General features: G+C 61.6%; 19 protein-coding genes. 7 read left to right on the forward strand and 12 right to left on the reverse strand.

Features of this window, described 5'->3' with window-relative positions; genetic code table 11:
- Positions 1-47 precede the first annotated feature (47 nt).
- A complete protein-coding gene (locus tag HBO41_RS25030; RefSeq protein WP_169988131.1) occupies positions 48-941 on the forward strand; it encodes a GNAT family acetyltransferase in 894 nt (297 codons plus the stop codon).
- A gap of 66 nt (positions 942-1,007) precedes the next feature.
- On the opposite strand, the gene HBO41_RS25035 is transcribed toward HBO41_RS25030, so the two are convergent.
- The 5 genes from HBO41_RS25035 to HBO41_RS25055 all read right to left on the reverse strand — a co-directional run bounded on the left by HBO41_RS25035 (position 1,008) and on the right by HBO41_RS25055 (position 7,196).
- Positions 1,008-2,027, reverse strand: coding sequence for a branched-chain amino acid aminotransferase (locus HBO41_RS25035; protein WP_017136260.1), 1,020 nt, complete (start codon positions 2,025-2,027; stop codon positions 1,008-1,010).
- 224 nt (positions 2,028-2,251) lie between these two features.
- On the reverse strand, positions 2,252-3,631 hold the full coding sequence (gene lpdA / locus HBO41_RS25040) for a dihydrolipoyl dehydrogenase (RefSeq protein ID WP_017136259.1): 1,380 nt from the start codon (positions 3,629-3,631) through the stop codon (positions 2,252-2,254).
- Positions 3,632-3,634: 3 nt separating this feature from the next.
- The gene (locus tag HBO41_RS25045) at positions 3,635-4,900 is read right to left on the reverse strand and encodes a dihydrolipoamide acetyltransferase family protein (protein WP_169988133.1); all 1,266 of its coding nucleotides are present in this window, start codon (positions 4,898-4,900) and stop codon (positions 3,635-3,637) included.
- The gene (locus HBO41_RS25050; RefSeq protein WP_138450567.1) at positions 4,901-5,959 is read right to left on the reverse strand and encodes an alpha-ketoacid dehydrogenase subunit beta; all 1,059 of its coding nucleotides are present in this window, start codon (positions 5,957-5,959) and stop codon (positions 4,901-4,903) included.
- 1 nt (position 5,960) lies between these two features.
- Positions 5,961-7,196, reverse strand: a complete 1,236-nt coding sequence (locus HBO41_RS25055; RefSeq protein WP_017136256.1) for a 3-methyl-2-oxobutanoate dehydrogenase (2-methylpropanoyl-transferring) subunit alpha — start codon at positions 7,194-7,196, stop codon at positions 5,961-5,963.
- A 195-nt stretch (positions 7,197-7,391) separates the two neighbouring features.
- Here HBO41_RS25055 and bkdR point away from each other — a divergent pair, with 195 nt between their 5' ends.
- Entirely contained in the window at positions 7,392-7,880 is a 489-nt protein-coding gene (bkdR, locus tag HBO41_RS25060) for a Bkd operon transcriptional regulator BkdR (RefSeq protein ID WP_017136255.1), read from the forward strand.
- A gap of 121 nt (positions 7,881-8,001) precedes the next feature.
- Here the strand turns inward: bkdR and HBO41_RS25065 are convergent, their stop codons facing one another.
- A complete protein-coding gene (locus tag HBO41_RS25065) occupies positions 8,002-8,865 on the reverse strand; it encodes an MBL fold metallo-hydrolase (RefSeq protein WP_017136254.1) in 864 nt (287 codons plus the stop codon).
- A gap of 94 nt (positions 8,866-8,959) precedes the next feature.
- On the opposite strand from HBO41_RS25065, the gene HBO41_RS25070 reads away from it, so the two are divergent.
- The 5 genes from HBO41_RS25070 to HBO41_RS25090 all read left to right on the forward strand — a co-directional run bounded on the left by HBO41_RS25070 (position 8,960) and on the right by HBO41_RS25090 (position 14,898).
- The gene (locus HBO41_RS25070) at positions 8,960-9,295 is read left to right on the forward strand and encodes a helix-turn-helix transcriptional regulator (RefSeq protein WP_017136253.1); all 336 of its coding nucleotides are present in this window, start codon (positions 8,960-8,962) and stop codon (positions 9,293-9,295) included.
- Positions 9,296-9,346: 51 nt separating this feature from the next.
- Positions 9,347-10,591: an FAD/NAD(P)-binding oxidoreductase gene (locus tag HBO41_RS25075; protein WP_169988135.1), complete on the forward strand. Its 1,245-nt coding sequence runs from the start codon at positions 9,347-9,349 to the stop codon at positions 10,589-10,591.
- Complete coding sequence (locus HBO41_RS25080; protein WP_017136251.1) at positions 10,592-11,398, forward strand: sulfite exporter TauE/SafE family protein; 807 nt, start codon at positions 10,592-10,594, stop codon at positions 11,396-11,398. It abuts the gene before it with no gap.
- A 708-nt stretch (positions 11,399-12,106) separates the two neighbouring features.
- Positions 12,107-13,753: an MFS transporter gene (locus HBO41_RS25085; RefSeq protein WP_058420877.1), complete on the forward strand. Its 1,647-nt coding sequence runs from the start codon at positions 12,107-12,109 to the stop codon at positions 13,751-13,753.
- Entirely contained in the window at positions 13,750-14,898 is a 1,149-nt protein-coding gene (locus tag HBO41_RS25090; RefSeq protein ID WP_169988137.1) for an HlyD family secretion protein, read from the forward strand. The genes HBO41_RS25085 and HBO41_RS25090 overlap by 4 nt, the downstream gene beginning before the upstream one ends.
- Before the next feature lie 55 nt (positions 14,899-14,953).
- On the opposite strand, the gene HBO41_RS25095 is transcribed toward HBO41_RS25090, so the two are convergent.
- The 6 genes from HBO41_RS25095 to HBO41_RS25120 form a co-directional block, all read right to left on the reverse strand.
- On the reverse strand, positions 14,954-15,859 hold the full coding sequence (locus tag HBO41_RS25095) for an aldose 1-epimerase (RefSeq protein WP_169988139.1): 906 nt from the start codon (positions 15,857-15,859) through the stop codon (positions 14,954-14,956).
- Entirely contained in the window at positions 15,859-17,139 is a 1,281-nt protein-coding gene (locus HBO41_RS25100; protein ID WP_169988141.1) for a TRAP transporter large permease, read from the reverse strand. Before HBO41_RS25100 ends, HBO41_RS25095 begins: the two co-directional genes overlap by 1 nt.
- A complete protein-coding gene (locus HBO41_RS25105) occupies positions 17,139-17,666 on the reverse strand; it encodes a TRAP transporter small permease (RefSeq protein ID WP_169988143.1) in 528 nt (175 codons plus the stop codon). Before HBO41_RS25105 ends, HBO41_RS25100 begins: the two co-directional genes overlap by 1 nt.
- Positions 17,667-17,730: 64 nt before the next feature.
- Positions 17,731-18,693 (reverse strand): TRAP transporter substrate-binding protein, encoded by a 963-nt coding sequence (locus tag HBO41_RS25110; protein ID WP_099550003.1) that lies wholly within the window; start codon positions 18,691-18,693, stop codon positions 17,731-17,733.
- Between the two features lie 51 nt (positions 18,694-18,744).
- Positions 18,745-19,620: an SMP-30/gluconolactonase/LRE family protein gene (locus HBO41_RS25115; protein ID WP_099550004.1), complete on the reverse strand. Its 876-nt coding sequence runs from the start codon at positions 19,618-19,620 to the stop codon at positions 18,745-18,747.
- A gap of 30 nt (positions 19,621-19,650) precedes the next feature.
- A complete protein-coding gene (locus tag HBO41_RS25120; protein ID WP_099550005.1) occupies positions 19,651-20,469 on the reverse strand; it encodes an NAD(P)-dependent oxidoreductase in 819 nt (272 codons plus the stop codon).
- Positions 20,470-20,683: the final 214 nt, after the last annotated feature.

Consider the following 20,683-nt stretch of genomic DNA (forward strand, 5'->3'; position numbering starts at 1 on the left):
CATTAGTATGGTGGCGGTCGCGAAACCCGAGCCAGGAAGGAGAATGCATGTCTACCGCTGTTCGTCTTGCCCAACCCACCGATGCCGAGGGCATCAGCCAGGTCATCCTGGCAGCCTTGCACAGCAGCAATGCGCGGGACTACCCGGCAGATGTGATTGCTCGGGTTGCCAGCAACTTCACACCCGACGCCGTGCTGGCCTTGCTCCAGCGCCGGGTGGTGCTGGTGGCGACCCAGGATCAGATGATCGTCGCCACCGCCGCCCTTGATGGCAATGTGGTGCGCTCGGTATTCGTCAACCCGGCGTTGCAAGGGCAGGGCATTGGCCGGCTGCTGATGATCGAGATTGAGCTGCGGGCCGTTGAAGCCGGGGTGACGGTCCTGAGCGTGCCGTCATCGCTGACGGCCGAGCCGTTTTATACCAAGCTGGGCTTTCACACGGTACGCGACGTTTACCATGGCAATGAGCGCACGCTCGTGATGGAAAAGGCCTTGTTATCGCGCCATCCCATCGGGCCATATCGCGATCGTCCGCACCGATCCCAGGTGGTAGCGTTGTGGCAGCAGGCGTTTGGCTATGACACTGCGCATAACCTGCCAAGCCTGGCAATCGACAAAAAGCTGGCGGTAAACGATGGGTTGTTCTTTGTGGCGACGGATAAAAAGGCCGTGATCGGCACTATTCTGGCCGGCTATGACGGGCATCGCGGCTGGTTGTATTCGGTGGCGGTGCACCGCGATTATCGTCGGCAGGGCCTGGGTGCTTCGCTGGTGCGCTATGCCGAGCAGGCGTTGACTGCGTTGGGTTGCATGAAGATCAACCTGCAGATTACGGGGGGCAATGACGCGGTGGTGGGGTTCTACGAGGCGTTGGGGTATGGGGTGGAGCCGAGGATCAGCATGGGCAAGAAGATTGCGGTGAATATTCCCAAGGACTTGTGAGCACACCGAAATCAAATGTGGGAGCTGGCAAGCCCACTCCCACATTGGGTTTTGCGTTTTTTGGGGTTAGACCTTGACGATCCAACCCTCTGGCGCTTCAACGTCGCCGGTCTGCACGCCGGTCAGTTCTTTGTAGAGCGCCTGGGTGATCGGGCCCACTTCGGTTTCGCTGTGGAACACGTGCAGCTTGCCGTCGTACTGGATGCCGCCGATTGGCGAGATCACGGCAGCGGTGCCGCAGGCGCCGGCTTCCTTGAACTGGTCCAGTTTGTCGATGAACACGTCGCCCTCGACCACTTTCAGGCCCAGGCGGGTCTCGGCCAGTTCGATCAGCGACAGGCGGGTGATGCCTGGCAGCACCGAAGGCGACTTCGGCGTGATGAACTGGTTGTCGCGGGTGATACCAAAGAAGTTGGCCGAACCGACTTCCTCGATTTTCGAGTGGGTCATCGGGTCCAGGTAGATCGCGTCGGCGAAACCGGATTTCCTTGCTTCAGCGCCCGGCATCAGGCTGGCCGCATAGTTGCCACCGACCTTGGCGGCGCCGGTGCCCTGTGGCGCGGCGCGGTCGAACGTGGAGATCTGGAAATTGTGTGGCACCAGGCCGCCCTTGAAGTAGGCGCCGACCGGGATGGCGAATACCGAGAAGATAAACTCCGGTGCGCTACGCACGCCGATGTTTTCACCGGTGCCGATCACGAACGGGCGCAGGTACAGCGCGCCGCCACTGCCGTACGGCGGGATGAACCGCTCGTTGGCCTTGACCACTTGTTTGCAGGCTTCGATGAAGTCTTCGGTGGTCACATGCGGCATCAGCAAGCGTGCGCAGCTGCGTTGCATACGGGCGGCGTTCTGGTCCGGACGGAACAGGTTGATCGAGCCGTCCTTGCAGCGGTAGGCCTTGAGGCCTTCAAAGCACTGCTGGCCATAGTGCAGGGCGGTGGAACCCTCGCTGATGTGCAGCACGTTGTCGTCGGTCAGGGTGCCCGCTTGCCACTCGCCGTTTTTCCAGGTTTGGAGAAACCGTTTGTCGGTCTTGATGTAGTCAAAACCCAGCTTGTCCCAATTGATGCTTTCGTTACCCATGACACCCTCTATCTCTGGTCAACCGCCTGGTCGAAGGCAGGCTTGTCGGTTTTTTACTGGATGGGCGCAACAATACTTCATTCTTGGCCGGTGTGGGAGCAGGTGGGCGGACCATTGAGCGTGTGTATTGGCTGATACACCGCTATCGCAGGCAAGCCAGCTCCCACATTTGGAATACATTGCCCTGTGGGAGCTGGCTTGCCTGCGATGGCCTCACCACGGTTTTACAGGTGCAGCGCGTGGCCCAATGCTCTTAAAGCCGCTTCCTGAACCGCTTCGCCGAGGGTCGGATGCGCATGGATCGTGCCCGCCACATCTTCCAGGCGCGAACCCATCTCCAGGCACAGGCCAAAGGCCGTAGACAGCTCGGACACACCAACCCCCACCGCCTGCCAGCCGACAATCAGGTGGTTGTCACGCCGCGCGACCACGCGCACAAAGCCGGTTTTCGACTCCAACGTCATCGCCCGGCCATTGGCCGCAAACGGGAAGCTCGACACGATGCAGTCCAGGCCGGCCGCCTTGGCTTCGTCCGGGGTCTTGCCGACCACCACCAGCTCAGGGTCGGTAAAGCACACCGCCGGGATCGCCGCCGGGTTGAACTCGCGGTGTTTGCCGCTGATCAGTTCGGCGACCATCTCGCCCTGGGCCATGGCCCGGTGCGCCAGCATCGGCTCACCGCTCAGGTCGCCGATGGCGTACACATTGCGCATGCTGGTCTGGCAACGGTTGTCGATCTTGATCGCCGCGCCGTTCATCGCCAGGTTCAGCGCTTCGAGGTTCCAGCCCTGGGTGTTGGGTTTGCGGCCCACGGCCACCAGCACCTGATCGGTTTGCAGCGACAGCGTGTCGCCGTTCGGGTCACGTACCTGCAGGCTGTTGTTTTCGAAACCGGTGACGCTGTGGCTGAGGTACAGCTTGACCCCCAACTGCTTGAGCGATTCGGCCACCGGCAGCGTCAGTTCGCCATCGTAGGCCGGCAGGATACGCTCCTGTGCCTCGACCACACTGACCTCGGCGCCGAGCTTGCGATAGGCAATGCCCAGCTCCAGGCCGATATAGCCGCCGCCCACCACAATCAGGCGCTTGGGCACGCGGGTCGGCGCCAGTGCTTCGGTTGACGAGATGATCGGCCCGCCAATCGGCAGCATCGGCAGGTTGACGCTTTTCGAGCCGGTGGCCAGCAGCAGGTGCTCGCACTGAATGCGCTGGTCGCCGACGTCGACGGTCTTGCCGTCCACCACCTTGGCCCAGCCGTGGATCACCTGCACTTTATGCTTCTTGAGCAAGGCGGCCACGCCGGTGGTCAGGCGATCAACAATGCCGTCTTTCCATTCCACGCTCTTGCGGATGTCCAGGGTCGGCACATCCACTTCAATGCCCAGTTGCGACCCTTGGCTGTGGTGCACGGTTTGCTGGAACTGCTCGGCCACGTGGATCAAGGCTTTGGAGGGAATGCAGCCGATGTTCAGGCAGGTGCCGCCCAGCGCCTGGCCCTCGACCAGAATGGTCGGGATGCCCAGCTGGCCGGCACGGATCGCCGCCACATAACCGCCAGGGCCGCCGCCGATAATCAGCAGCGTGGTGTTCAATGTCTGAGGCATGCCTTACTCCAAAAACAGGCTGGCGGGTTGTTCGAGCAGGCCACGAATGGCCTGGATGAATTGCGCCGCGTCCATGCCGTCGACCACACGGTGATCGAAGGAGCTGGAGAGGTTCATCATCTTGCGCACCACGATCTGGCCCTTGATTACCATCGGCCGTTCAACGATGCGGTTGACGCCGACAATGGCGACTTCCGGCAGGTTCAGCACCGGCGTGCTGACAATGCCGCCCAATGCGCCGAGGCTGGTCAGGGTGATGGTCGAGCCCGACAGTTCATCGCGACTGGCCTTGCCATTGCGCGCGGCGCTGGCCAAACGTGCGATTTCCTCGGCGTTGCCCCACAGGCTGCGGGCTTCGGCGTGACGTACCACCGGCACCATCAGGCCCACATCGCTTTGGGTGGCGACGCCCACATGCACCGCGCCCAGGCGGGTGATGACTTGGGCTTCGTCGTCGTAGCGTGCGTTGATCTGCGGGAAGTCGCGCAACGCCACGACCATGGCGCGCACGATAAACGGCAGCAAGGTCAATTTGCCGCGTGTGGCGCCGTGCTTCTCATTAAGGTGCACGCGCAGCTCGTCCAGCGCCGTGACGTCGATTTCTTCCACGTAGCTGAAATGCGCGGCGCGGCGGGTGGCGTCCTGCATGCGCTGGGCGATCTTGCGGCGCATGCCGATCACCGGGATCTGTTCTTCGCTGTTGCGTTCGGCGTAAGGGTTGGCGGTTGCCGAAGCCTGGGTTGCACCTTGTTGCAGGTAAGCGTCCAGATCTTCGTGCAGCACCCGACCTGCCGGGCCGCTGCCCTGTACCAGACGCAGCTGAATGCCGGCATCCAGCGCGTGTTTGCGCACGGCAGGCGAAGCTAACGGGCGTTCGTTCGCGTCACGCGCAACCGGTGCCGCAGCAGGTTTGGCAACTGGCTTTGCTTCAGCCACAGGCGCAGGCGCTGGCTTGGCTTCAACCACCGGCGCTGGCGCAGCTTTCACCGGCTCAGCCACCACCGGCGCATCCTTGGCATTCCCGGCGCCTTCGACTTCAATGCTGATCAAAATACTGCCCACCGCCATGACTTCGCCGGGCTCGCCGCCCAGAGAAATCACTTTGCCGTGCACCGGCGAGGGAATGTCCACCATCGCCTTGTCGGTCATCACATCCGCCAGCACCTGGTCCTCAACCACCAGGTCGCCGACTTTTACATGCCATACCGACAGTTCAACTTCTGCAATGCCTTCGCCAATGTCCGGCATCTTGATAACGTGCGTGCCCATTCAGACCTCCATGACCCGTTTCAACGCCGCGCCCACGCGGGACGGCCCTGGGAAATACGCCCACTCTTGCGCGTGCGGGTAGGGCGTGTCCCAACCGGTGACGCGTTCGATCGGCGCTTCCAGGTGATGGAAGCAATGCTCTTGCACCAGCGACACCAGTTCGGCACCAAAGCCGCAGGTGCGGGTGGCTTCATGCACCACCACGCAACGGCCGGTCTTTTTCACCGAGTTGACGATGGTTTCCAGGTCCAGCGGCCACAGGCTGCGCAGGTCGATGACCTCGGCGTCGATGCCGGTTTCTTCGGCGGCGACTTGCGACACGTATACGGTGGTGCCGTAGGTCAGCACCGTCACCGCCGAGCCCGGACGCACGATGGCGGCCACGTCCAGCGGTACGGTGTAGTAACCGTCCGGCACTTGCGCTTGCGGGTGTTTGGACCAGGGTGTGACCGGGCGATCGTGGTGGCCATCGAACGGGCCGTTGTACAGGCGCTTAGGCTCGAGGAAGATCACCGGGTCGTCGTTTTCGATCGAGGCGATCAACAGACCCTTGGCGTCATACGGGTTGGACGGCATCACCGTGCGCAGGCCGCAGACCTGGGTGAACACCGCTTCAATACTCTGGCTGTGGGTCTGGCCGCCGTAGATGCCGCCGCCGCACGGCATGCGCATGGTCAAGGGTGCGGTGAACTGGCCGGCCGAGCGATAACGCAGGCGGGCGGCTTCGGAGATGATCTGGTCGGTGGCCGGGTACACGTAGTCAGCGAATTGAATCTCGGCGACCGGGCGCAGGCCGTAGGCACCCATGCCCACGGCAACGCCGACGATGCCGCTTTCGGAGATTGGCGCGTCAAACACCCGCGAGCTGCCGTACTTGTTCTGCAAACCTTCAGTGCAACGGAATACGCCGCCGAAGTAGCCGACGTCCTGGCCGAACACCACCACGTTATCGTCACGCTCAAGCATCACATCCATGGCCGAGCGCAGGGCCTGGATCATGGTCATGGTGGTGGTGGTCATGGCGGTTTCCAATTCGATGCTGTTGTTGTGATCGTTCATGTCAGACCCCCAACTCTTGACGCTGGCGCTTCAAGTGCTCCGGCATCTCTTTATAAACGTCTTCGAACATGGTCGCGGCGCTTGGAATCTGGCCGCCGGCCAGGGTGCCGTACTGTTCGGCTTCTTTCTGCGCCTTGACCACTTCGGCCTCAAGCTCGGCACTGACTGCCGTGTGCTCTTCTTCGGACCACTGGCCAATTTTGATCAGGTGCTGTTTGAGGCGCGCAATCGGGTCGCCGAGCGGGAAGTGGCTCCAGTCATCGGCCGGGCGGTATTTGGACGGATCGTCCGAGGTGGAGTGCGGGCCGGCGCGGTAGGTGACCCACTCGATGAGGGTTGGCCCAAGGTTGCGGCGCGCACGCTCGGCGGCCCAGGCAGACGCTGCATACACGGCGATAAAGTCGTTGCCGTCCACACGCAGGGAGGCGATGCCGCAACCCACGCCGCGTCCGGCGAAGGTGGTGGCTTCACCGCCGGCGATAGCCTGGAAGGTGGAGATGGCCCACTGGTTGTTGACCACGTTGAGAATGACCGGCGCGCGGTACACGTGGGCGAAGGTGAGGGCGGTGTGGAAATCCGATTCGGCGGTGGCGCCGTCGCCGATCCAGGCTGAGGCAATCTTGGTGTCGCCCTTGATCGCCGAGGCCATGCCCCAGCCCACGCCTTGCACGAATTGGGTGGCGAGGTTGCCGGAAATGGTGAAGAACCCGGCGTCCTTGACCGAATACATGATTGGCAACTGACGGCCCTTGAGCGGGTCGCGCTCGTTGGACAGCAGTTGGCAGATCAGGTCCACCAGCGGCACTTCGCGGGCCATCAGGATGCTTTGCTGGCGATAGGTGGGGAAGCACATGTCGTCTATATTCAAGGCCAGCGCCTGGGCGCTGCCGATGGCTTCTTCGCCAAGGCTTTGCATGTAGAACGACATTTTTTTCTGACGCTGGGCGACCACCATGCGGTTGTCGAAGATGCGCGTCTTGAGCATGGCGCGCATGCCTTTACGCATGATCTCGGCGGATACCCCTTCAGCCCACGGGCCAAGAGCCTGGCCCTGGTCGTCAAGCACGCGGATCAGGCCCTTGGCCAGGTCAGCGGTGTCGGCGGGTTCTACGTCGATGGCGGGTTTGCGCACCGTACCTGCGTCAGTCAGGCGCAGGTAGGTAAAGTCGGTCTTGCAGCCTGGGCGGCCCGAGGGTTCGGGAACGTGCAGGCGCAGTGGTGCATACGGCTGGTTCATGGCTTTCTACGCTCGATCTTGTGAATTTCTTGTAGTGGGCGCGCTAGCTGACAGTCAGTCTCCGGATAGGAGAAATCTTGTCCTACAAACATCATAGGCGTGGCGTAGAAGAATATTTATCTGTGTTTCATTGCGCTCAAGACCATTTGCGGATAAAAAAACTGCATAAACATAATAAACAGGTGATTTTGTCTCATGCGCAAACTGGACCGTACCGATATCGGCATTCTCAATGCCCTGCAGGAGAACGCCCGCATTACCAACGCCGACCTGGCCCGTTCGGTCAACCTGTCGCCCACGCCATGCTTTAACCGGGTGAAGGCCATGGAGGAATTGGGGCTTATCCGTGATCAGGTCACGTTGCTGGACGCCGATCTGCTGGGGCTGCACGTGAATGTGTTCATTCATGTGAGCCTGGAAAAGCAGAATGAACTGGCATTGCAGCAGTTCGAAGGCGCGATTTCTGACCGGCCGGAAGTGATGGAGTGTTACCTGATGGCGGGCGACCCGGATTATCTGATCCGGGTGCTGGTGCCGACGATCCAGTCGCTGGAGCGTTTCATGATGGACTTTCTGACCAAGGTGCCGGGCGTGGCCAATATTCGCTCGAGCTTTGCGCTCAAGCAGGTGCGCTACAAGACCGCGCTGCCGTTGCCGGCTAATGGCATCAGCCTGGGTTCCTGACACAACACAGGACAATTGTGGGAGCTGGCTTGCCTGCGATAGCGGTGGGCCAGTTGACACACGGGTTACTGATGCATCGCTATCGCAGGCAAGCCAGCTCCCACAAAGGAATCGGCGCTTTTTACAGTTGGTTAAGCGGAATCTTCAGATACGTCACCCCGTTTGCTTCCGCCGGCGGCATATTCCCCGCGCGCACATTTACCTGAATCGCCGGCAGCAATAGCGTCGGCATTCCCAACCCGGCATCACGCTGGGTGCGCATCTCTACAAACGCCGCCTCATCCACCCCGTCATGCACATGAATATTGCCCGCGCGCTGCTCGGCGACCGTGGTCAGGCACTTGGCCTCGCGGCTTTCAGGCGGGTAGTCATGGCACACGTACAGTTCAGTCTCCAATGGAAAGGCCAGCAGCTTGCGCATCGACGCATACAACTGTCGCGCGTCACCACCAGGGAAGTCGCAACGCGCGGTGCCTACATCCGGCATGAACAGCGTGTCGCCTACCAGAATCAAACGACCGTCGATCAGGTACGCCATGTCGGCCGGGGTGTGGCCAGGCACATGCAGCGCCTGGGCCTTCAAGTTGCCGATATGAAAGATTTCATCCGGCGCAAACAGGTGGTCGAACTGCGAGCCATCGACGCGGAATTCCGGCTCCAGGTTGAACAGGCTCTTGAAGACATCCTGGACCTTACTGATGGATTGGCCGATGGCGATTTTGCCGCCGAGCGTGCGGCGCAGGTAAGGCGCAGCGGACAAGTGATCGGCATGCGCATGGGTTTCCAGCAGCCACTGCACCTGCAAGCCGTGCTCACGCACGAACGCGATGACTTTATCGGCTTGGGCGGTATCCGTGCGCCCGGACGCGGGGTCGTAATTGAGTACCGAATCGGCGATGGCGCACGGGCCGCCATCGTGTTCATAAATGACGTAGGTGAAGGTCGACGATGCCTCGTCCAGAAAGGCTTGAATCAACGCTGGCATGGCGGCGGTCCCCGGAAGCGAAAAAAGTGGTTACAATCAGTTTACGTTTACACATAATGTTTTGAGCTTAAGTGACATAAAGGACCCGAGGCAAATGGAATCTACTCTGAGTGAGGGCGAAGTCGCCCAGTTGCGCGCATCGGCGTCCAAGGCGTGCTCCTTGCTCAAGGCACTGGCCAATGAGGACCGCCTGTTGATCCTGTGCCAGTTGACCCAGGGCGAGCGCAACGTCGGCGAGCTGGAAACCATGACCGGCGTGCGTCAGCCCACACTGTCACAACAGTTGGGCATTTTGCGTGACGAAGGGTTGGTCGCCACCCGTCGGGAAGGTAAATACATTTTCTACGGGCTGGCCAGCCACGAAGTGATTCAAGTGATGAAGACCTTGTCCGGCTTGTACTGCGGCGCGGTCATAAAAAGCTGGGCGTGACGCCATACGGCAACGACCCTTGTGTGCATTGACGATAAAAGGCAAAAGACCATGACCGAGCAACACTGGGGACCGACCATCAGTGGCGACATCGTAGTCATCGGCGGCGGCTCGGCAGGCATCGGCCTGCTGGCCAGCTTGCTCAAACGCGACCCGCAGCTGAACATCACCCTGATCGAACCTAACGACTATCACTGCTATCAGCCGGCCTGGACGCTGGTCGGTGGCGGCGCCTACGACCTGAAAAAGACCCGACGGCCGTTGGCCGACGTACTGCCCAATGGCGTCGCCTGGGTGCAGGCCGCTGTCGCCGAGTTGCTGCCCGACGAGCAAACCCTGGTGCTCGACAACGGCCAGCGCGTGAGCTGGAACAACCTGATCATGTGCCCCGGCCTGCGCCTGGCCTGGGAAAAAATCGACGGCCTGGAACAGACCCTTGGCCAGAACGGCGTGACCTCCAACTACAGCTACGAGCACGCGGCCTACACCTGGCAGCTTGTGCAGCAGTTGCAAGGCGGCAAGGCGATCTTTACCCAGCCGGCCATGCCGATCAAATGTGCAGGCGCGCCGCAAAAAGCCATGTACCTGTCCTGCGATCACTGGCTCAAGCAGGGTAACCTGAAAAACATCGACGTCGAATTCAACCTGGCCGGCGCCGCGCTGTTTGGCGTGGCGACCTTTGTGCCGCCATTGATGAAGTACGTAGAGAAATACAACGCCCGCCTGGCGTTCAACGCCAACCTGGTCAAGGTCGATGGCCCGGCGCGCAAAGCCTGGTTTGAAGTCAAAGACGCCGAAGGCAAGGCCACCGTCGAAGAAAAATCCTTCGACCTGTTGCACGTGGTCCCGCCGCAGGTTGCCCCGGATTTTATCCGCCAGAGCTCGTTGGCCGACCCCGCCGGTTGGTGCGAGGTGAACCCGCACAGCCTGCAACACCTCCGCTACCCGCATATCTTCGGCCTCGGCGATGTGTGCGGCACCACCAACGCCAAGACCGCAGCCGCCGTGCGCAAGCAGATCGTGGTGGTGGCCGAAAACCTGCTGGCCCTGCGCAAACAGGCGCCGCTGCCGCTCAAGTACGACGGCTATGGTTCCTGCCCGTTGACGGTGGAGAAGGGCAAGGTGGTGCTGGCCGAGTTCGGCTATGGCGGCAAGCTGCTGCCGACCTTCCCGCTGGACCCGACCCAGGCACGTCGCTCGATGTGGTTCCTCAAGGCCACGCTGCTGCCGTGGTTCTACTGGAACGGCATGCTCAAGGGCCGCGAGTGGCTGACCCGCCTGAGCAAGGTGGATTAAATGCTGCTGGCAAGTCTGTTGGGTTTATTGATGGGCCTGGTCATGGGCCTGACCGGCGCGGGCGGTGGCATCCTCGGGGTGCCGGCGTTGGTGCTGGGGCTGGGCTTGACCATGACCCAGGCGGCGCCGGTGTCGTTGCTCGCCGTGGGCGCGGCGGCGGCGGTCGGCGCCATTGACGGGTTGCGCCATGGCCTGGTGCGTTACCGCGCCGCGTTATTGATCGCCTTGCTCGGTGCGCTGTTTTCGCCACTGGGTGTGTTTATTGCGCACCAGTTGCCCGAACACCTGCTGATGGGCCTGTTCAGCGCCTTGATGGTGCTGGTGGCGTGGCGCATGTTGCAACGCGAAAAGGTCGAGGCCGGGCCAAGCGACCATGGCGCCGCGTCCTGGGGCCAGAAAAACTGCATGCTCAACCAGCAGACCGGGCGCCTGGCCTGGACTGCCAAATGCAGTGCCACGTTGGCGGCTTTGGGGGCCGTGACTGGCGCGGTGTCGGGCTTGCTTGGCGTGGGCGGTGGCTTCCTGATCGTGCCGGCGTTCAAGCAACTGACCGATGTGCAGATGCGCGGGATTGTCGCCACCTCTTTGATGGTGATCAGCCTGATTTCGCTGATCGGCGTGGCTGGGTCGATGCAGGCCGGTGTGAGCATTGAGCCGATGGGCTGGGTGTTTATCGGTGCGAGTATTGTCGGCATGTTGGCTGGTCGGCGTTTGTGTTCGGTGATCCCGGCGCGGGCGTTGCAGGTGGGGTTTGCCAGCCTGTGTGTGGTGGTGGCTGCGGGGATGCTGGTCAAGGCTGCGCTTTGATGCTGATGTGCAACACAATTTACATGTGGGAGCTGGGTTGCCTGCGATGGCGGTCTTTTGGTGGTGTACATATCCGTTGCTGCGGTAACGGCTGAGTAGGGTTCCGCTCTTACAGCGGGTCACTTTTGTAAAGACACAAAAGTAACCAAAAAGTCTTCGCCCCAACACTCGGTGCCTCGCTATGGCTCGGCATGCCCGCAATCCGCCAGTGATTTGGGGGGCCGCCGCGCTGGGCCATCCTTGGCCCAGCGCGGCTAAACCGGCATCCCTGCCGGTTTACCCCCCAAATCCCTGTCGAATTCCGGCCATCGTGTTTGACGGGGCGATTTCAGATCAAGATCAAAAGCGCAGATCAAAAGACCGCTGACTTCGTCATCGAAAAGGATGTAAGGGCCGGAGCAACAGCAACAGCAGAGCCATACTCGGTCTAATGTGGGAGCTGGCTTGCCTGCGATGGCATCAACTCGGTGTACCTGACACACCGAGGTGTCTGTATCGCAGGCAAGCCAGCTCCCACAGAAAAGCAGTTCTTCAGTGCATGCAAATCCGCTTAAGGTTGGATGCGGTCAATTGTGGGAGCGAGCAAGCCCGCCCCCACAGTTTTGACCGTGCCCGCACGAGACATGGCAAGATGAACGCCTCTCAGGTTTACTGGTCCCTGAGTAACGGATTTACCGACCTTGCACGTCGGCTCATCAAGGTCATGCGATGGATAAATACACCCCCCACACTTGGCAACCCCACGAGCGGCCGAGCCTGCCCGGCTCGCCGTCGACGCCGCTGCACCCTACGCACAAGCGTTGGCTGTTTGCGTTGGTCGGGATCCTGGTGGCAATTACCGGCGGGCTCGGCAACGCCCTGGTGATCGCCAACCTGCAATATCTGCAAGGCGCACTGGGTGCCACCACCGCAGAAATGGCCTGGCTGCCGGCCGCCTATGTGATGACCAACGTGTGCATGAACCTGCTGCTGGTGAAGTTTCGTCAGCAGTTCGGCCTGCGGGCGTTTACCGAGGTGTTTCTGGTGCTGTATGCGCTGGTGACCTTCGGCCATTTGTTCGTCAACGACTTGAGTTCGGCGATTGCAGTACGGGCAGCTCACGGTATGGTCGGTGCGGCGCTGAGTTCGTTGGGCTTGTACTACATGATCCAGGCGTTCCCCGCCAAGTGGCGGCTCAAAGCTCTGGTGCTGGGCTTGGGCACTGCGCAGTTGGCGCTGCCACTGGCGCGATTGTTCTCCGAAGACTTGCTGCAAATTGCCGAATGGCGCGGGCTGTACCTGTTCGAGCTGGGCATGGCGCTGATCTGTCTGGGCTGCGTATTCATGCTCAAACTGCCGCCCGGCGACCGTTTCAAAACCTTTGAAAAACTCGACTTCCTCACCTTTGCCATTCTCGCCAGCGGCGTGGCGTTGCTCTGTGCGGTGCTGTCGTTGGGGCGTATCGACTGGTGGCTGGAAGCGCCCTGGATCGGCGTGGCCTCGGCCTGTTCGCTGGTGTTGATCATGGCCGGCCTGGCCATTGAGCATAACCGCGCCAACCCGATGTTGATGACGCGCTGGCTCGGCAGCGGGGCGATGATTCGCCTGGCGCTGGCGGTGGTGCTGATTCGCATGGTGCTGTCCGAGCAGTCCACCGGTGCGGTGGGCTTTATGCAGATGCTGAACATGAGCTACCAGCAGATGCACACCCTCTACGTGGTGATGCTGGCCGGGGCGATTGCCGGGCTGGTGGTCAGCGCGCTGACGATCAACCCGGCGCACCTGCTGATGCCGTTGATCATCTCCCTGGCGCTGATGGCTACCGGTTCGGTGATGGACAGTTTCTCCAGCAATCTCACCCGCCCGCAAAACCTGTATATCAGCCAGTTCCTGCTAGGCTTTGGCGGCACCTTCTTCCTGGGGCCGACCATGGTGCTGGGCACTAAAAACGTTCTGACCAACCCGCGCAACCTGGTGAGTTTCTCGGTGATGTTCGGCATCTGCCAGAACCTCGGCGGCCTGATTGGCGCGGCGTTGCTGGGCACGTTCCAGATCGTGCGGGAGAAATACCATTCCAGCATGATCGTCGAACACCTGACCTTGCTCGACCCACGCGTGGCGGCGCGGGTGCAGAGCGGCGGCTCGGCCTACGGCGGTGTGATTGCCGACCCGGAACTGCGCAACCTCATGGGCATCCGCAGCCTGGCCACGGCGGCCACGCGCGAGGCGAATGTGATGGCCTACAACGATGTGTTCATGCTGATCGCGATCATCGCGATCCTCACCATGCTCTGGATCTTCACCCGCAGCCTGTGGCTGATGAGTACCACCAAAACAGCAGCCCCTCCCGTTCAACCCAGCGGCGTTACTTCATGACCGAAACCACCACCACAACCACGACCAACGCCATCGCCTCCACCCCGGAAGGCACGCCACCACCGGGCTCGACCGTTACCGAGCCGCGCTCGCTGCGGGTGCGCATCGTCTCGTCGCTGGGCTTTGCCGCGATCGCCATCGTCGGTGTGTTGATCGTGCTGTATGCCTGGCAATTGCCGCCGTTCAGCAGTGCGGTGGAAACCACCGAGAACGCCCTGGTACGTGGCCAAGTGACGATTATCGGCCCGCAACTGAGCGGCTATGTGTATGAAGTGCCGGTGCAGGACTTCCAGTACGTCAAGGCCGGCGACCTGCTGGTGCGCCTGGACGACCGCATCTACAAGCAGCGTCTTGACCAGGCGCTGGCGCAATTGGCGGTGCAGAAAGCCTCCTTGGCCAATGTGGTGCAGCAGCGCAACAGCGCCGAAGCCACCATCAAACTGCGCCAGGCCGCGCTGGTGGACAGCCAGGCCCAGGCACGCAAAAGCACCGCGGACCTGCGCCGTAATGAAGAGTTGATCAGCGATGGCTCGGTGTCCAGGCGCGAGCTGGACGTGACCCGCGCCGCGAACGCGCAGACCATCGCAGCGGTGGCCCAGGCCCAGGCCAACCTGGAAATCGCCCGCCAGGACCTGCAAACCGTGATCGTCAATCGCGGCTCCCTCGAAGCGGCGGTGGCCAGTGCCGATGCGGCCGTGGAGCTGGCGCGTATCGACCTGTCCAACACCCGCATCATTGCGCCGCGTGACGGCCAGCTGGGGCAGATCGGCGTGCGCCTGGGCGCCTACGTCAACTCCGGCGCGCAGTTGATGGCGCTGGTGCCGCCGCAGCTGTGGGTGATCGCCAATATGAAAGAAACCCAGATGGACAATGTGCAGGTCGGCCAGCCGGTGACGTTCACCGTGGATGCGCTCAACCACCGCAAGTTTCACGGCACGGTGCAGCATATTTCCCCGGCGACCGGCTCGGAGTTCAGCCTGTTGCAGGCGGATAACGCCACCGGCAACTTTGTGAAGATCGCCCAGCGGGTGCCGGTGCGGATTACGGTGGACCCGGATCAGGCCGAGAGCGAGCGCCTGCGGCCGGGGTTGTCGGTGGTGGTGAGTATCGACACGGCGGGCCGCCTGAAAAACAGCCCGCCTTGACACCATGCGGATCAAAAATGTGGGAGCTGGCTTGCTCGCGAAAGCGGAGTGTCAGTCAATTCATCTGTAACTGACCCACCGCATTCGCGAGCAAGCCCGCTCCCACATTTGGAATATATTTCAGGGTGAAATCGAGTTGGGTTGATTGGCCTTGCTCCAGCAGCTTCAGCCCCGGCCGCCCAGGCAGGTGGTGTGCATTCACCGGGTGACTCACCGGCTCGATGCAAAAGAACCCCAACCCCGGCGGGCAGAACAGCAGGAAGTAATCGGCGCCGCTGGCCTGGCATTCCAGTGCATAGCCCAGCTCCGGCTGTTCGATGCGGCAACGCCCGTCCCACTGGCAAAACCCGTTGTCCACCAGGCCTTGTGGCAACCCCTTGAGCTGAGTGAAATCCCATTCGGCAGGCACCGGCGCCAACTCGGTCGGCAGCTTGGACGCATCACTCATCCACACCTGCGACGCCTTGGCTTGCAAGCGCGTGCCCGGCCTGCGCGGTAAATACGGATGTAACCCCAGGCCGTGCCACGCGGCGTCTTCGGCCAGGTGCGTCACGCGCAATTCGAGACTCAGTTCGCCGCCACGCAAGCGAAACCGCTGCTCGGCGCGATAGGCAAACGGCGTGTCGCACACCACCTCCAGCACCACTTCATCCGCCGTCTGGCTGACCACCTGCCACGCCTGTTGCCAGGCCGAACCGTGAATCGGCAGCGGGTCGAGCGGGCTGTTGGGCGTGAGTGCCAGCCAGCCGCCGGGGTTATCGAAACCGCCTTGGGCCACTCGATTGGACCACGGCGCCAGCGGGTAACACGCCAGCTTGCCCGGCAGCCCGGTGTTCAGCGCCGCTTCATCGCTATGGCGCAACAGCGGCTGCCCGGTGGCGCGCACCGTCCAGTTGACGATGCTGCCACCCACGGCCGGGGCGAGGGTGAGCTGAGTCAGGTTGTCTTCAAGTTCAATCATCAGAGCACCAGATGCGGCAACCAAAGTGACAGAGCGGGAATGTAGGTGACCGCCATCAAGACCAGGAACAGTACCGCATAAAACGGCAGCAGCGCCGCCACGGTTTTCTCGATACTGACCTTGCCTACCGCCGCGCCCACAAACAGCACCGCGCCCACTGGCGGAGTGATCAGGCCGATGCCCAGGTTCACCAGCATGATCATGCCGAAGTGCACCGGGTCGACGCCGATACCGAGCACCACCGGCAGCAGGATCGGCGTGAGGATCAAAATCAGCGGCGCCATGTCCATCACCGTGCCGAGCATCAGCAGCATGACGTTGATGCACATCAGGATCACGTAGCGGTTGTCCGACAGGGTCAGGAACAGCGTGGTGATCTTCGCCGGGATCTGCATCAGGGTCATGATGTAGCCGAAGCTGGCGGCGAAGGCGATCAGGATCATCACAATGGAAATGGTGCGCACCGTGCGGTGCATCAGCTTGGGCAGCTCGCGCCATTTGTAGTCGCGGTAGATGAACATGGTCACGAAAAATGCCCAGAGCACGGCAATCGCGGCCGACTCGGTGGCAGTGAAAATGCCCGAGAGGATGCCGCCGAGAATGATCACCATCGCCATCAAGCCCCAGAGTGCATCGGCGCAGATTTTCAACGCCTGTTTGAGCGGGATGACTTCGCCCTTGGGGTAATTGCGCTTTTTCGCGAAGATCAGGCACAGCACCATCAGGCACGCGCTCATCAGCAGCCCAGGCACTACGCCGGCCATGAACAACGAGGCAATCGAGACCGTGCCACCGGCCGCCAGGGAGTAGAGCACCGAGTTATGGCTGGGCGGCGTCAGCAAGGCTTGCACCGAGCCGCTGACAGTGACGGCGGTAGAGAACTCACGCGGGTAGCCACGGCGCTCCATTTCCGGGATCAACACCGAACCGACCGAGGCGGTATCGGCCACCGACGAGCCGGAAATCGCGCCAAAAAACGTCGACGCCACGATGTTCACCAACGACAGGCCGCCGCGCACAAACCCCACCAGCACCCCGGCAAATGCAACCAGTCGCCGCGACATGCCGCCTTCGGCCATGATCGCCCCGGCCAGTACAAAGAACGGAATCGCCATCAGCGAAAACTTGTTCACCCCGCCCGCAACCTGAATCATCAAGGCCTGGAACGGGATGTCGATCCACCACGCGCCGATCAGCGCCGACAGCCCGAGGGCGTAGGCCACCGGCATGCCGATCAGGATCAAGGCGATAAAACTGCCCAGCAGCATCAATGCGTCCATCAGGCAGCCCCTTCGTTTTCTTCAACCAGATCAAAGCGCACCACGCGGCGCTGGCTCTGGTCACCGAGCAAGAGTTTTTCCAGCACGAACACCAGCGTCAGCAGCCCGCCGATCGGGATTGGTATATAGGTGATGCCCACGCGCAGGGTGGGGATCGCACTCATGAACTGGTTCCAGGTGGACAGGCACAGCTTGCTGCCCCAGACGGTCATGAACAGGCAGATGGTGGCCATCAGCAGTTGCGTAATAACGCCGACGATTTGCCGTTGGCGCGCTGGCAGGCGGTCAGTAACTACGGCCACCGACATATGCGCGCCGGCACGGTAACTGGCGGCGGCGCCGATAAAGGTGAACACCAGCATCAGCAGGATGGCGGTGGGCTCCGGCCAGCTTGCGCCGGTGCCGAGGATGTAGCGGGCGAAGATGCCCCAGGGGATGATCAGCGCGACCCCGAGGACCGAGAGGCCGGCGACCCAGATGCAGGTCATGTAAATGCGGTCGTTGATGCGCAGCACTAAATTCTTCATGGCGTTCACCGTAACCGGGCGCGTCGATGCCGACCGCGCCGGGCCTGACTAAAGGAAAGGGTGATTACTCGACCGCGTCGATGCGCTTGATGATGTCGGCGTAAGCCGCACCGTACTTGGCGCGAACCGCTGCGGTGGCGTCATAGAAGGGTTTTTTGTCGACGGTGATGAACTCGACGCCGGCCTTCTTGAGCTTTTCCTCGCTGCTGGCGGACTTGGCGTCCCACAGCGCGCGCTCATCGGCCTGGGCGGCCTTGGCGGCTTTTTTCACCAGGTCTTGCTGGTCGGGCGTGAGTTTGTTCCAGGTGATCTTCGACATCACGATGGGTTCGGGCAGGATCAGGTGCTCGGTGAGGGTGTAGAACTTGGCGTTCTGGAAGTGGTTGTGCTCCAGCATGGTCGGCGGGTTGTTTTCCGCGCCGTCGATCACGCCGGTCTGCAAGGCACTGAAGATTTCGCCGGTGTCCATGGCAATACCGTTGGCGCCCATCGCGTTGAAGGCTTCGATGAAGATCGGGTTGCCCTGTACACGAATTTTCATGCCCTTGAGGTCTTCGATCTTGCGCACCGGCTTCTTGGTGTAGAGGTTGCGCGTGCCACCGTCCATCCAGGCCAGGGCCACCAGGCCGAACTCGGAGTCGGTGATCTTGGCGAGGATTTCATCGCCGATCTCGCCGTCGATGATTTTGCGCATATGCGCCTGGTCGCGGAACACGAACGGCAAGTTGAACACGTTCACGTCCGGCACCACCGGCCCGACGATGCCGAGGCTGACGCGGGTCATCTGCACCGCACCGACCTGGGCCTGTTCGACCACTTCTTTTTCGGAACCCAGGACACCGCCCGGGAAGTATTTGAAGGTCAGTTCGCCGTTACTTGCCTGAGTCAGGGCCTTGCCCATGTTCTGTTCAGCGACGACGGTGGGATAGCCGGCGGGATGGATGTCGGCGAATTTGATTTCCAGCGCGTGGGCGGCGGTACTGAGGGTAAAGAATGCAGCGGCGAGCAAAGTGCGTTTGAAGTCCATAGGGTGTCACTCCTGTCTTATTGTTGTTGTATTCAAGGCACAGCGATGCAGCTAGAGGGTGAACGTGGGCTCCGGCAATCCGCTGACGCCGGGGTTGAGGGCAAACACGCCGCCGGCGACCGACTGCTCACTGTGGTCATCACGAATCGAGGTGACGAACAAGGTGTCCAGCCGGCTGCCGCCGAAGGCGCACATGGTGGGTTTTTTTACCGGCACGCTGAGGGAGCGGTCCAGACGGCCATCCGGGGTGAAGCGGTGAACCAGCCCCGCGTCGTTGGCGCAGATCCAGTAGCAACCCTCGGCGTCGACTGCCGCGCCATCGGGGCGCCCGAGGAATTGATGCATGTCGATAAATACGCGGCGGTTGGATGGCGTGCCGGTGTCGATGTCGTAATCGAACGCCCAGACCTGCTGCACCAGCGGGTGTGAATCCGAGGCGTACATCGTGCGGCCGTCCGGGCTGAACGCCAGGCCATTGAGGGTGATGAACCCGTTCAGTTGCGCATGCGGCGCGGCGCCTGACGCATAGCGGTACAGGGTGCCTTCGGCCGCATTCAGGCCCATGTTCAGCACCATGCTGCCAGCCCAGAAACGGCCCTGGCGATCGCAGCGGCCATCGTTGAGGCGCATGTCCGGGCGTGGGTGCTCGATGCTCGCCAGAGGCGTGGTGTCGAGGCTGCCGTCGTTATGCGGGGTGAGTTGGAAAAACCCGCTTTCCATGCCCGCGAGCCAATTGCCCGCGTCGGTGCGGGCAATACAGGCGAGCATCTGCGGGGCTTTCCAGGCGGCGACGTGGCCGGTGGCGGCGTCCCAGCGTTGCAGGCCACCGTTGGGGATGTCCACCCAGTACAGCGCGTTTTCCTGCGGCACCCACACCGGGCATTCACCCACGGCATTGCGGGCGTCGACGATCAGTTCAGCGGTCATGGCAACTCATTCCCTTGGGTTGATGTACGTTCAGTCACCAAACGGCCCCGCCGCGCAGAACGCGCCGCCCTGGTAGACCGCGGCCGGGTCATCGGCGGCCACTGGCGGCTGGGTTTCGACCTTGGTGCGGAACACCTCGGAGCTGTCCTTGGGCACAAAACCCAGGTGCGCGGCGTAGCGGTTGTCCCACCAGGTGTCGAGGTTATCCGACATGCCGTAGACCACGGTGTGGCCGACATTGGGCGTGTACAGCGCGCGCTCGAGCAGTTGGGTCAGGTCATCGAAACTCAACCAGGTGTGCATCATCCTGCGGTTCTGGGGTTCCGGGAACGAGGAGCCGATGCGGATGCTCACGGTCTCGATGCCGTAGCGGTCGAAGTAGAAGCTGGCCATGTCTTCGCCGTAGGATTTGGATAAGCCGTAGTAGCTGTCCGGGCGACGTGGGGAGTGGGCGTCGATCTGTTCGTCTTGCTTGTAAAAGCCGATCACATGGTTGGAGCTGGCGAAGATCACTCGTTTCACGCCATGGCGGCGGGCGGCTTCGTAGATATGGAAAACACCGCTGATGTTTGCGCCCAGCACTTCTTCGAAAGAGCGCTCCACCGACACACCGCCGAAGTGCAGGATGGCATCGACGCCTTCCACCAGTTGGTGCACAGCCTGTTTGTCGGCCAGGTCACAGGGTTGCACTTCTTCGAACTCACCGGCCGCCGGGGCCATGTTGGCGATGTCCGACAGGCGCAATACCTGGGCATAAGGGCGCATGCGTTCGCGCAAGACTTTGCCCAGGCCGCCGGCGGCGCCGGTGAGCAGCAGGCGGTTGAAGGGGACAGGCGTGGTGGTGGTCATGGGAATTCCATTGTTGTTGTAGGTTGTCGTATGACTTGATGGAAGTATCGTTTTGGACTCCCTGGGTTGTCAACGCCCTTGCAGGCAAGTGATGCTCAAAAGGTGGGAGCTGGCTTGCCTGCGATTGCGGTCGGCTAACTGACATTTCTTTTGCTGATCCTGCGCTATCGCAGGCAAGCCAGCTCCCACACAAGCGGGCTGCTACACATGTCAG

It is taken from the genome of Pseudomonas sp. WS 5146, from assembly GCF_012985495.1.
Taxonomy (GTDB): Bacteria; Pseudomonadota; Gammaproteobacteria; order Pseudomonadales; family Pseudomonadaceae; genus Aquipseudomonas; species Aquipseudomonas edaphica.

Coding starts and splice junctions, on each gene's coding strand:
- HBO41_RS25030 (WP_169988131.1), top strand. CDS start 48: ATGTCTACCGCTGTTCGTCTTGCCCAACCCACCGATGCCGAGGGCATC.
- HBO41_RS25035 (WP_017136260.1), bottom strand. CDS start 2,027: ATGGGTAACGAAAGCATCAATTGGGACAAGCTGGGTTTTGACTACATC.
- lpdA (WP_017136259.1), bottom strand. CDS start 3,631: ATGCCTCAGACATTGAACACCACGCTGCTGATTATCGGCGGCGGCCCT.
- HBO41_RS25045 (WP_169988133.1), bottom strand. CDS start 4,900: ATGGGCACGCACGTTATCAAGATGCCGGACATTGGCGAAGGCATTGCA.
- HBO41_RS25050 (WP_138450567.1), bottom strand. CDS start 5,959: ATGAACGATCACAACAACAGCATCGAATTGGAAACCGCCATGACCACC.
- HBO41_RS25055 (WP_017136256.1), bottom strand. CDS start 7,196: ATGAACCAGCCGTATGCACCACTGCGCCTGCACGTTCCCGAACCCTCG.
- bkdR (WP_017136255.1), top strand. CDS start 7,392: ATGCGCAAACTGGACCGTACCGATATCGGCATTCTCAATGCCCTGCAG.
- HBO41_RS25065 (WP_017136254.1), bottom strand. CDS start 8,865: ATGCCAGCGTTGATTCAAGCCTTTCTGGACGAGGCATCGTCGACCTTC.
- HBO41_RS25070 (WP_017136253.1), top strand. CDS start 8,960: ATGGAATCTACTCTGAGTGAGGGCGAAGTCGCCCAGTTGCGCGCATCG.
- HBO41_RS25075 (WP_169988135.1), top strand. CDS start 9,347: ATGACCGAGCAACACTGGGGACCGACCATCAGTGGCGACATCGTAGTC.
- HBO41_RS25080 (WP_017136251.1), top strand. CDS start 10,592: ATGCTGCTGGCAAGTCTGTTGGGTTTATTGATGGGCCTGGTCATGGGC.
- HBO41_RS25085 (WP_058420877.1), top strand. CDS start 12,107: ATGGATAAATACACCCCCCACACTTGGCAACCCCACGAGCGGCCGAGC.
- HBO41_RS25090 (WP_169988137.1), top strand. CDS start 13,750: ATGACCGAAACCACCACCACAACCACGACCAACGCCATCGCCTCCACC.
- HBO41_RS25095 (WP_169988139.1), bottom strand. CDS start 15,859: ATGATTGAACTTGAAGACAACCTGACTCAGCTCACCCTCGCCCCGGCC.
- HBO41_RS25100 (WP_169988141.1), bottom strand. CDS start 17,139: ATGGACGCATTGATGCTGCTGGGCAGTTTTATCGCCTTGATCCTGATC.
- HBO41_RS25105 (WP_169988143.1), bottom strand. CDS start 17,666: ATGAAGAATTTAGTGCTGCGCATCAACGACCGCATTTACATGACCTGC.
- HBO41_RS25110 (WP_099550003.1), bottom strand. CDS start 18,693: ATGGACTTCAAACGCACTTTGCTCGCCGCTGCATTCTTTACCCTCAGT.
- HBO41_RS25115 (WP_099550004.1), bottom strand. CDS start 19,620: ATGACCGCTGAACTGATCGTCGACGCCCGCAATGCCGTGGGTGAATGC.
- HBO41_RS25120 (WP_099550005.1), bottom strand. CDS start 20,469: ATGACCACCACCACGCCTGTCCCCTTCAACCGCCTGCTGCTCACCGGC.